Genomic DNA, 11,388 nt, shown 5'->3' with positions numbered 1-11,388 from the left:
AGCGAAGTGGCTAAACGCGGCGGACTGTAAATCCGCTCCTTCGGGTTCGGCAGTTCGAATCTGCCCCCCTCCACCATCTTTACTGGGCTATCGCCAAGCGGTAAGGCAACGGATTTTGATTCCGTCATGCGTTGGTTCGAATCCAGCTAGCCCAGCCATAGAGAGCCATTAGCTCAGTTGGTAGAGCATCTGACTTTTAATCAGAGGGTCGAAGGTTCGAGTCCTTCATGGCTCATTTTAATAAGCGGAAGTAGTTCAGTGGTAGAACACCACCTTGCCAAGGTGGGGGTCGCGAGTTCGAACCTCGTCTTCCGCTCCATTTATATATAAAAAAACATATTGGGGCCTTAGCTCAGCTGGGAGAGCGCCTGCCTTGCACGCAGGAGGTCAGCGGTTCGATCCCGCTAGGCTCCACCATACATATAAACATACAACCTTTAAGCAATTTGCTTAAAGGTTTTTTTATGCAGTTTCTACAAATTAGAATTGTATATATATTCAAAAAAGTGTTGAGTTGAGCCATCGCTCATTTAGCCGTTACAATAAGAGAGTAGCAACATTTGTGATGGGGGGACATATTATGAATAAGCTTTCAATTATTGGAGTACCAATGGATTTAGGTCAAACTCGCCGAGGGGTCGATATGGGGCCAAGTGCGATACGATATGCAGGTGTTATTGAACGCATCGAGAATATTGGATATAGTGTAGAAGATAAAGGGAATATTGAAATTGCCTTAGCTGAACGAGTACATAGTGATGAAAATACAAACTTAAAGAATTTAAAAGCTGTAGCGGATGCTAGCGAAAGGCTTGCTCAGACCGTAAGTGATGTTATTACAAATAAAAGGTTTCCTTTAGTGCTAGGGGGAGATCACAGCATCGCTATCGGAACATTAGCAGGAGTAAGTCGTCATTATAAAAATTTAGGCGTGATTTGGTATGATGCACACGGAGATTTAAATACAGCAGATACGTCTCCTTCTGGAAATATTCACGGTATGCCATTGGCGGCAAGTATAGGTATAGGAGACGAAGCATTGACTCGAATTGGTGGCTATACCCCTAAAGTCAAGCCCGAAAATATTGTGATTATCGGAGCTCGCTCTTTAGATGAAGGAGAAAAAGAGCTAATAAAGGAAAAAGGGATTAAAGTGTATACGATGCATGAGATAGATCGAATGGGTATGACAAAAGTAATGGAAGAAACAATTTTATATTTGCGTGATAAAACAGATGGCGTTCATCTATCACTCGATTTAGATGGATTGGATCCACATGATGCACCTGGAGTAGGAACTCCAGTTATCGGTGGAATAAGCTACAGAGAAAGTCATTTAGCTATGGAGATGTTAGCAGAATCTCAGCTAATCACTTCTGCCGAGTTTGTGGAAGTGAATCCTATTTTAGATGAACGGAATAAAACAGCTACCGTAGCTGTTGCATTAATGGGCTCACTTTTAGGAGAAAAATTAGTATAAAGCATTATTACCTACCAAAAGGTATATGAAACATATGTGAAGATAAAAAAAAGAAGCTCTTAGTTCGGATTCGAGAGCTTCTTTATATAGAAAAAAACTTTTCATATTCATTTAATAGACCATCTAGCTCTGAACTTACTCTCACCACTGTTAGTGATGATAAAGGATTTTCTGCTGCAAGAGTGACCATGTTATTTCTACATTCTTCAATTTGATTCAAAAGGTTTTCTTTTGTATGAGTCAAGCTTTCCACTCCTCCTCTTTTCATCTATACTAATTACATAACCTACGTACGATCTTTTTAAACGTATTTGACAAATTTTTGTTAAAATAATTAAGCATAAGTGAAACTTTATGATAAAGTACACGTATATATACTATCCCGCAATGGGCGGAGGTAACCGTTACATGGATTTATTATTAAAAAGAAAAATAAAAAAAGTAAAAAAAGGTGACCAAGATGCGTTTGCTGACATAGTAGAATATCACAAGGATAAACTTTTTCATCTATGTTATCGAATGCTAGGAAACCGGGAAGAAGCGCAAGACGCTGCACAAGAAGCGTTTATTCGAGCCTATGTAAATATTCATAGCTATGACACGAGTAAAAAGTTTTCCACTTGGTTATATCGAATTGCTACAAATCTTTGTATTGATCGAATTCGTAAAAAAAAGCCAGACTATTATTTAGATGCAGAAGTAGCCGGGACCGACGGGTTAAATATGTACTCTCAAATAGCTGCCGATCAGGCCTTACCAGAGGAAGAGCTAGAGCAAGTAGAGTTGCAAGAATTCATTCAGTCGGAAATATTAAAGCTACCTGAGAAATATCGAACTGTCATTGTCCTAAAATATATAGATGAGCTGTCGTTAAAAGAAATCAGCGATATTTTAGACCTGCCTCTTGGCACGGTAAAGACTAGAATTCACAGAGGACGTGAAGCTTTAAGAAATCGACTTCGCCACTTGTAAGGAGTGAACTAAGAATGAAATGTCCAAAAATGTATGTAAACCTCATTCATGAGCATTTAGATGGAGATATTACAAAAGAAGATGAGCTGTTATTAAAAGAGCATTTGCATCAATGCAAAGGTTGTCAGCAGCATATGCATCAGTTAAAAAGAACGATTGCATTTGTGCAAAGCACTTCTCATATAGAATTACCTATGAACTTTACAGCAGGTGTTATGGCCGGGTTACCCCGTGAGAAGAATCGAATTCGAATGAATAGATGGTTTACAAACCATCCGATTCTTAGTGCAGCTGCTGTATTTATGCTGTTAATGTCCGGCACGGTGTTTTCAGCTTGGGAAACGGATGAAGACTTTTCTGTTTCAAAGCAGCCGAACCTGGTCATTCACGATAAAACAGTCGTTGTACCAAAAGGTGAGACCGTCAAAGGTGATATTACTGTGAGAAATGGCGATATTAAAATTGAAGGAAAAGTAGATGGAAACGTTACTGTTATACATGGGGATAAGTACCTAGCTTCTGCAGGAGAAGTGACAGGCAATATTGAAGAGTTAGACAAGATTTTTGACTGGGTATGGTATAATGTCAAAACTCATGCCAAACAAGCTGTTGACTTTTAATAGTTGAAACATAAAATCGTCCGCTTATCTTGTTAGAGAGGAACAGTGGACGGTTTTATTTATATAAAAAGAAGGCTACATTATATATAGGAACAAGGATTTAAAAATAAGATGTAATTTACAGTGTAATTTTGTTTTATGGTATAATAAAACGGTTATGTTATCTTTATTACATATATAGAGGAAGTGAGAAGATGCCTATTGGAGACCTGCCAATCCTCTCATATTTAGGAAAAATTGTTGATGTTCTCCTGGTATGGTTCGTCATATATAAATTAATTATGGTCATAAGAGGTACAAAAGCAGTACAGCTTTTAAAAGGAATCACGGTAATTTTAGTTGTCCGCTTTATAAGTAACTTCCTTGGACTAAATACGCTGCAATGGTTAATGGACCAAGCGTTAACGTATGGGTTTTTAGCTATCATTATTATCTTCCAGCCAGAGCTGCGCCGAGCGCTTGAACAGCTTGGGAGAGGACGTTTGTTTTCACGCAGTAATTTGCCTGAAGAAGATGAACGTACCGTTACGATTGAGGCGATTATAAAAGCAACGCATTATATGGCTAAAAGACGCATAGGTGCATTGATCTCAATCGAAAGAGAGACGGGTATGGGTGATTATATTGAAACAGGTATACCACTCAACTCTAATATTTCTTCTGAATTATTAATCAACTTATTTATACCGAATACACCACTTCATGATGGAGCGGTTATTTTACAGCGGGATCAAGTAGCCGCTGCAGCATGTTACTTACCTTTATCTGAAAGTCCTTTTATTTCAAAAGAATTAGGTACTCGCCATCGTGCTGCTGTAGGAATAAGTGAAGTAACAGATAGTGTGACTGTCATTGTATCTGAAGAAACTGGAGGCATTTCCGTTACCAAAAACGGTGAATTGTATCGTGAATTGACAATTGATACATTGAGAGAAATGCTAGAAAAAGAATTAGTCACAACTTCTAAAGCAACTTCTTCCACTCGTTGGCAATGGAGGTTGAAGAAGAATGGATAAATTGATGAATCGATCGTGGGTTATGAAAATTATCGCGTTGCTGTTAGCCTTCATGTTATATTTATCTGTTAATTTAGATGATGGTACCAGTTCATCAAATAAAATTCTGAACCGAAGCAGTTCTGCCAACACTGGAGTAGAAACATTAACAGATGTTCCGGTTCAAGTATCCTACAATGAGAAGAACAGAATTGTAAGAGGTGTTCCGGATACGGTCATTATGACACTGGAAGGTCCTAAAAATATTTTGGCTCAAACAAAGCTACAAAAAGATTATCAAGCTTATATTGACCTTGATAATTTAAGCTTAGGGCAGCATAGAGTCAAGGTTCAGTATCGAAATATCTCTGATAATTTAAACGTAGTGGTTAAGCCTGATATTGTAAACGTAACAATTGAAGAACGCGATTCAAAACAGTTTTCAGTAGAGGCAAGCTATGATAAAAACAAAGTCAAGAATGGATATGAAGCAGGGGAAGCAACCGTTAGTCCAAGAGCCGTCACGGTAACGGGCGCATCAAGTCAATTAGATCAAGTTGCTTATGTGAAAGCTATTATTGATTTAGATAATGCTTCAAAAACAGTGACGAAACAAGCAACTGTTGTCGCACTAGACAAGAATTTAAATAAATTGAATGTAACAGTTCAACCAGAAACGGTCAATGTAACAATCCCAGTGAAAAATATTAGTAAAAAAGTGCCAATCGGTGTGATTCAAGGAGGCACGCCAGGCGACGGTGTCAACATTACGAAGCTAGAGCCTAAAACAGATGCAGTGAAAATTATCGGTCCATCTGATTCTTTAGAAAAAATCGATAAAATTGATAATATTCCAGTCGATGTTACCGGTATTACGAAATCTAAAGATATTAAGGTGAACGTCCCTGTTCCAGACGGAATAGATAGTGTAAGTCCTAAACAAATTACCGTTCATGTGGAAGTAGACAAACAAGGTGATGAGAAAGACGCAGAAGAAACGGACGAAAGCGCAGCTGAGATTAAGTCATTTAAGAATTTACCGGTTTCTTTAATTGGTCAATCCTCAAAGTACACGTATGAACTGCTTTCTCCTACTTCAGTAGATGCCGATGTAAAAGGACCAAAATCTGATTTAGATAAGTTGACGAAAAGCGGCATTAGCTTGTCAGCGAATGTAGGGAATTTATCTGCTGGGGAGCACACGGTTCCTATTATAATAAATAGTCCTGACTCTGTTACATCAACACTATCAACTAAACAGGCAAAAGTTCGTGTAACAGCGAAAAAACAATCAGGGACAAATGATGAACAAACGGATAAAGAAACAAGTGGAAGCACGAGCGATCAAGAAACAAAGCCAGACACGGGAACTGGATCAGGATCTGAAACAAATCCTGGGACGGGAAATTCAGGTGATTCAACTGATAAACCAAGCGAAGAGACTAATACACCTGAAGATAATACAGATACACCAACAGATAATACAGAAACTGGTGACGATAGTAGTAATCAAAGTGATGAAAATTCTACACCCGTAGATGGACAGACAGATAATACATCAGGAAACTAAATGTTTTGACATGAAGGAGAGAAAATTAATGGGTAAGTATTTTGGAACAGACGGAGTACGAGGAGTTGCCAATAGTGAATTAACTCCTGAGCTTGCTTTTAAAATTGGACGCTTAGGTGGTTACGTTCTAACAAAAGATTCAGAGCGACCAAAGGTATTAATCGGACGCGATACACGCGTTTCTGGTCATATGTTAGAAGGAGCGCTTGTTGCAGGATTGCTTTCAATTGGAGCAGAAGTTATGCGATTAGGCGTTATTTCAACTCCAGGGGTAGCGTATTTAACAAAGGCACTTGGCGCACAAGCAGGAGTCATGATCTCTGCTTCACATAACCCAGTTCAAGATAACGGAATTAAATTCTTTGGTCCAGATGGATTTAAACTATCAGATGCACAAGAGAATGAAATTGAAGCGTTAATGGATAGTGAAACAGATCAATTACCAAGACCTGTTGGGGGAGACTTAGGTCAGGTAAATGACTACTTCGAAGGTGGACAAAAATATCTTCAATACTTAAAACAAACGGTTGATGAAGACTTCTCAGGTATTCATGTGGCATTAGACTGTGCGCACGGAGCAACGTCATCTTTAGCAGCACATTTATTTGCAGATTTAGATGCGGATATCTCTACAATGGGGGCATCACCAAACGGATTAAACATCAATGACGGTGTAGGATCTACACATCCGGAAGCATTAAGTGCCTTCTTAAAAGAAAAAGGAGCGGATGTTGGGTTAGCATTTGATGGAGACGGAGATCGTTTAATCGCAATCGATGAAAAAGGTGAGATTGTAGACGGTGATCAAATCATGTTCATTTGTGCAAAATACTTGTATGAACAAGGACGTTTAAAGAAAAACACGCTTGTTTCTACCGTTATGAGTAACTTAGGCTTCTATAAAGCACTAGAAGCTAGCGGGATTGAAAGTGCACAAACTGGTGTAGGCGACCGTTATGTAGTGGAAGAAATGAAAGCTAATCAATATAACCTAGGTGGAGAACAGTCAGGTCATATTATTTTCTTAGATTACAACACAACAGGTGACGGTATGCTTTCAGCTATTCAGCTTGTAAACATTATGCAAGCAACGAAAAAGCCTTTATCAGAATTAGCAGCTGAAATGAAGAAATATCCTCAGCTTCTTGTAAATGTAAAAGTAACGGATAAGCATCATGTTACAGATAACGAGAAGGTAAAAGTGGTTATTGAAGAAGTGGAAAAAGAAATGAACGGTAATGGCCGAGTACTTGTACGCCCTTCAGGAACAGAGCCGTTAGTACGTGTTATGGTTGAAGCACAAACACAAGAAGAGTGTGAAACTTATGTAACGCGTATCGTAGAAGTAGTAAAAGAAGAAATGGGCTTAGAGTAATTCATTAATTATATGCATAAGCGGTGACGTTTCAAGCTGCTTATGCATATTTTTATATTGTTGAGAAAAATTCTTGGAAATTATCTGATGCTAAAGGCTGTTTTTACAGATAGTAAAGAAGATAATTGACGTTTTCTCACTTCTTATTGTAATATTAAATCTGTTCGTCTCTTAATTTATGTAAAGGAGTGAACAATCTAGTTTAAAAGTGAATACAAAGCGCCTGAACTAAGTAAAGGGACGGAAACGACTTAGTTGACGAGGAGGAGGTTTATCGAAGTATCGGCGGATGCCTCCCGGTTGTTGATTATCACGGCCGAAAACTTGATGTGAAAAACAATGAGGTGACTTATTGGACAAAAGCATTGAGATGATAATCATTGATGATGAAAAGAGACTCTCTTTTCATACATGAAGGAGGATTTTATCTATGTGCGGAATTGTAGGATATATTGGAACAGAAGATTCGAAAGAAATTTTATTACGTGGTCTTGAGAAGTTAGAATATCGTGGCTATGACTCAGCTGGTATTGCAATTGTTAACAATGAAGGCGTACACGTATTCAAAGAAAAAGGCCGTATTGCAGAATTGCGTCAGGCAGTAGATAACAGTGTTGTAGCACCAGCAGGTATTGGTCATACGCGTTGGGCAACTCATGGTGTACCAAGCCAAGAAAATGCTCATCCGCATCAAAGTACATCTGGACGCTTCACACTTGTGCATAACGGTGTAATTGAAAACTATGCTATTTTAAAACGTGAATATTTACAAGATGTAACGTTCAAAAGCGAAACGGATACAGAAGTAATCGTTCAGTTAATTGAAAAAATCGCAGCAGAAGGCTTAGATGTAGAAGAAGCGTTCCGTAAGACAGTAAGCTTGCTTCACGGTTCTTATGCACTAGCTCTTGTTGATAACGAAGATAAAAATACAATCTACGTAGCTAAAAATAAAAGCCCACTTCTTGTAGGTGTTGGCGAAGGATTTAACGTTGTAGCGAGCGATGCTATGGCAATGCTTCAAGTGACAGATCAGTACGTAGAATTAATGGATAAAGAAACAGTAATTGTTACAAAAGAAGGCGTAACAATTAAAACGCTTGATGGTGAAGTGGTAGAAAGAGCACCTTATACAGCAGAGCTTGATGCGAGTGATATTGAAAAAGGTACGTACCCTCACTATATGTTAAAAGAAATTGATGAGCAGCCTTTAGTTGTTCGTAAAATCATTCAAGAGTATCAAAATGAGAACAATGAACTGCACATTGATGCAGACATTTTAGGAGCAATGGATGAAGCAGACCGCATCTATATCGTAGCATGTGGAACAAGCTATCATGCAGGCCTAGTAGGTAAACAATTCATTGAAACGTGGGCGAAGGTTCCGGTAGAAGTGCACGTAGCAAGTGAATTCTCTTATAACATGCCGCTTTTATCTGAAAAGCCATTGTTTATCTTTATCTCTCAAAGTGGAGAAACAGCTGACAGCCGTGCAGTATTAGTTCAAATTAAAGAACTAGGTTACAAAGCGTTAACAATCACAAACGTTCCGGGATCAACATTATCTCGTGAATCTGATTATACGTTATTACTTCATGCAGGTCCGGAAATTGCTGTAGCATCGACAAAAGCTTATACAGCTCAATTAGCAGTACTATCAATTTTAGCGGCTGTAACAGCAAAAACACGCGGCATTGAATTAGAATTTGATTTAGTTCAAGAGTTAGCAATCGTAGCAAACACAATGGAAGTACTTTGCGACGACAAAGAAGAAATGGAAAGCATTGCTCTTCAATTCTTAGCAACAACTCGCAACGCATTCTTTATTGGACGTTCTGTTGATTATTATGTAGGTTTAGAAGGTGCGTTAAAACTAAAAGAAATCTCTTACATCCAAGCAGAAGGATTTGCTGGAGGAGAGCTTAAGCACGGAACAATCGCTTTAATTGAAAACAATACGCCAATTATTGCATTAGCAACACAAGAGCATGTAAACTTAAGCATCCGTGGTAACGTAAAAGAAGTAGTAGCACGTGGAGCTAATCCTTGTATCATTTCAATGAAAGGATTAGAAACAGAAGAAGATCGCTACGTGATTCCAAAAGTTCATGAAACACTTTCACCACTAGCAGCGGTTATTCCTTTACAATTAATCTCTTACTACGCTGCATTGCACCGCGATTGCGATGTAGATAAACCACGTAACTTAGCAAAATCAGTTACTGTAGAATAATAAGGTTCTAGACACCCTTCTATTATAGAAGGGTGTTTTTGTATATAATTCTCATTGAGCTAAAAAATATATTTGCTTGCTCAATTTATTTTATATAATAGAGTAGGTAAATGAACGAAACTCACTTATAAAAAAGGAAGTGAAAAGTATTAGTGGAGTAGCTCAAAGTATAAAGTACGTGTTGCGAGGCATCTTTTTTGTCTTGTATTTTCCCTTTTATTTTGTATTTCAAATTTTGTGTAAGCTATGGATATATTTTATCACTAAGCCCCTCATATGGATAGGAACAAGAATTATTCAACCTGTGATTGAATTTATTTGGAGATACATTATACGTTTCTTGTTCGTTTATCCTATTTCTTGGCTATGGAGTGTCCTCATCTATCCTTTTATTCTCTTCGTTTGGAAACGATGGTTTTTGCCTATAACTAGATTTATATGGAATTACGTTTTATACCCTGTGTTGTATCTAGTTTGTTAACCTTGTTATCTTTTCTGGAAATATGTTGTGCTGCCATTTTACAATGAAATTGTTATTCCTGTGGTTTCATTTTGTCAGCGTATATTCCTCTGTTTCTGGAAAGGAGTTAAGTGGATCGTAATTCATATGATCTACTATCCTTTAAGGTGGTTTTGGATGACATGTATATATAAACCGCTTAAAAAATTATATATCAAAATCATTCAGCCTGTTTTCAAATGGTTTTCTCATTTATTTAGTTAACAAAATACACCAGAAGATTGCTTTTCTTTTTTAGGTATTAAACTCGAAAGATAAGAGGGAATTGATGTATAATAAAAACGGATATATCATTGCCTATTTATTTTATTAGATTCAATTTTGAAAGAGAGTGAAACAATATGGGCCGTAAGTGGAACAATATTAAAGAAAAGAAAGCGTCAAAAGATGCTAATACAAGTCGTATATATGCCAAGTTTGGCCGTGAGATTTATGTGGCTGCGAAACAAGGCGAGCCAGATCCAGAATCAAACCAAGCGTTAAAAGTTGTATTAGAACGCGCGAAAACATACAATGTGCCAAAAGCAATTATTGACCGTGCGATTGAAAAAGCAAAAGGCGGATCAGAAGAAAATTACGATAATCTTCGTTACGAAGGTTTTGGGCCAAATGGGTCAATGGTTATCGTAGATGCTCTTACGAATAACGTAAACAGAACAGCTTCAGACGTGCGTGCTGCTTTTGGTAAAAACGGCGGTAATATGGGAGTAAGCGGATCAGTAGCGTACATGTTTGATCCAACAGCTGTTATTGGTGTAGAAGGTAAGGATGAAGAAGAGACGCTAGAACTGTTAATGGAAGCAGATGTAGACGTGCGTGATATTTTAGAAGAAGAAGATTCTGTAATTGTTTATGCTGATCCGGATCAATTCCATGCGGTACAAAAAGCGTTCAACGATGCTGGTATTACGGAATTTACAGTAGCTGAGCAAACGATGCTTGCTCAAAATGATGTAACTCTTCCTGAAGATGCACAAGCTCAGTTTGAAAAAATGATTGATGCATTAGAGGACTTAGAAGATGTGCAGCAAGTATATCACAACGTTGATTTAGGATAATAGTGAAAGAGGCAGACCTATCAAAGAGGTCTGTCTTTTTTTATAGGCCGTGTGAAAAGCATCTATTGACTCTTTCCCTTCGTTTGGAATATGGTAAGATAATGAATTAAGAATAGAAAATAGTAGAATTTTATAAGAAATAAATGGAGGGAAAGCAGTTGAAAAGATTAATGGTGGGGATGGCGTTAACAGCTACACTTGCAACGGCTGTAACGCTTGGCTTTGGCTCAATTGGGGAAAATCAAGAAAAGGCATATGCAGCGACGGTTACATATAAAGTAACGGCAAGCAAGCTAAATGTGAGAAGCGGAGCGGGAACGACTTACGGGATTATCGGCAGCGTAGTGAAAGGTCAAACGCTATCTGTGATGAGCAAAAGCGGAAGCTGGTACAAAATTAACTATAACGGCCGCACGGGGTATGTAAGCAGCGATTATGTACAGTCATCAGGAACAACAACGCCACCGGCAGAAAGCACAACGTACATCGTAACGGCAAGCACGCTGAATGTAAGAAGCGGAGCGGGCACTAGCTATGCATCGATAGGAAGTGTGACAAAAGGCCA

Annotated in this window: 10 protein-coding genes and 4 tRNA genes; 13 read left to right on the top strand and 1 reads right to left on the bottom strand. The window is 38.2% G+C overall.

Features of this window, described 5'->3' with window-relative positions:
• Positions 1 to 83 precede the first annotated feature (83 nt).
• The 5 genes from SB717_RS32965 to rocF all read left to right on the top strand — a co-directional run bounded on the left by SB717_RS32965 (position 84) and on the right by rocF (position 1,480).
• Positions 84 to 158, top strand: a tRNA-Gln gene (locus SB717_RS32965).
• A gap of 4 nt (positions 159 to 162) precedes the next feature.
• A tRNA-Lys gene (locus SB717_RS32960) sits at positions 163 to 235 on the top strand.
• Between the two features lie 9 nt (positions 236 to 244).
• Positions 245 to 319 (top strand) — tRNA-Gly (locus tag SB717_RS32955).
• Between the two features lie 22 nt (positions 320 to 341).
• Positions 342 to 417 (top strand) — tRNA-Ala (locus SB717_RS32950).
• Between the two features lie 163 nt (positions 418 to 580).
• Positions 581 to 1,480 (top strand): arginase, encoded by a 900-nt coding sequence (rocF, locus tag SB717_RS32945; protein WP_098621638.1) that lies wholly within the window; start codon positions 581 to 583, stop codon positions 1,478 to 1,480.
• 82 nt (positions 1,481 to 1,562) lie between these two features.
• Here the strand turns inward: rocF and SB717_RS32940 are convergent, their stop codons facing one another.
• Positions 1,563 to 1,733 (bottom strand): aspartyl-phosphate phosphatase Spo0E family protein, encoded by a 171-nt coding sequence (locus SB717_RS32940; protein ID WP_223260213.1) that lies wholly within the window; start codon positions 1,731 to 1,733, stop codon positions 1,563 to 1,565.
• 155 nt (positions 1,734 to 1,888) lie between these two features.
• Here SB717_RS32940 and sigW point away from each other — a divergent pair, with 155 nt between their 5' ends.
• From sigW to SB717_RS32900, 8 genes are all read left to right on the top strand, one after another.
• Complete coding sequence (gene sigW / locus SB717_RS32935) at positions 1,889 to 2,452, top strand: RNA polymerase sigma factor SigW (RefSeq protein WP_013054969.1); 564 nt, start codon at positions 1,889 to 1,891, stop codon at positions 2,450 to 2,452.
• A 14-nt stretch (positions 2,453 to 2,466) separates the two neighbouring features.
• Entirely contained in the window at positions 2,467 to 3,072 is a 606-nt protein-coding gene (locus SB717_RS32930; RefSeq protein WP_410906973.1) for a zf-HC2 domain-containing protein, read from the top strand.
• Between the two features lie 194 nt (positions 3,073 to 3,266).
• On the top strand, positions 3,267 to 4,088 hold the full coding sequence (gene cdaA, locus SB717_RS32925; protein WP_013054971.1) for a diadenylate cyclase CdaA: 822 nt from the start codon (positions 3,267 to 3,269) through the stop codon (positions 4,086 to 4,088).
• Positions 4,081 to 5,637 (top strand): CdaR family protein, encoded by a 1,557-nt coding sequence (locus tag SB717_RS32920; protein ID WP_410906971.1) that lies wholly within the window; start codon positions 4,081 to 4,083, stop codon positions 5,635 to 5,637. The genes cdaA and SB717_RS32920 overlap by 8 nt, the downstream gene beginning before the upstream one ends.
• 28 nt (positions 5,638 to 5,665) lie before the next feature.
• The gene (gene glmM / locus SB717_RS32915; RefSeq protein WP_025753441.1) at positions 5,666 to 7,012 is read left to right on the top strand and encodes a phosphoglucosamine mutase; all 1,347 of its coding nucleotides are present in this window, start codon (positions 5,666 to 5,668) and stop codon (positions 7,010 to 7,012) included.
• A 430-nt stretch (positions 7,013 to 7,442) separates the two neighbouring features.
• A complete protein-coding gene (gene glmS / locus SB717_RS32910) occupies positions 7,443 to 9,245 on the top strand; it encodes a glutamine--fructose-6-phosphate transaminase (isomerizing) (RefSeq protein ID WP_410906969.1) in 1,803 nt (600 codons plus the stop codon).
• A gap of 861 nt (positions 9,246 to 10,106) precedes the next feature.
• The gene (locus SB717_RS32905) at positions 10,107 to 10,823 is read left to right on the top strand and encodes a YebC/PmpR family DNA-binding transcriptional regulator (RefSeq protein WP_013054976.1); all 717 of its coding nucleotides are present in this window, start codon (positions 10,107 to 10,109) and stop codon (positions 10,821 to 10,823) included.
• Between the two features lie 158 nt (positions 10,824 to 10,981).
• Positions 10,982 to 11,388, top strand: a 407-nt coding sequence (locus SB717_RS32900) for an SH3 domain-containing protein (protein ID WP_410906967.1), incomplete at its 3' end; no start/stop codon positions are given.

Source organism: Priestia sp. SIMBA_032, from assembly GCF_046535215.1.
Taxonomy (GTDB): domain Bacteria; phylum Bacillota; class Bacilli; order Bacillales; family Bacillaceae_H; genus Priestia; species Priestia aryabhattai.
This window is presented reverse-complemented; position numbering and strand designations above follow the sequence as displayed.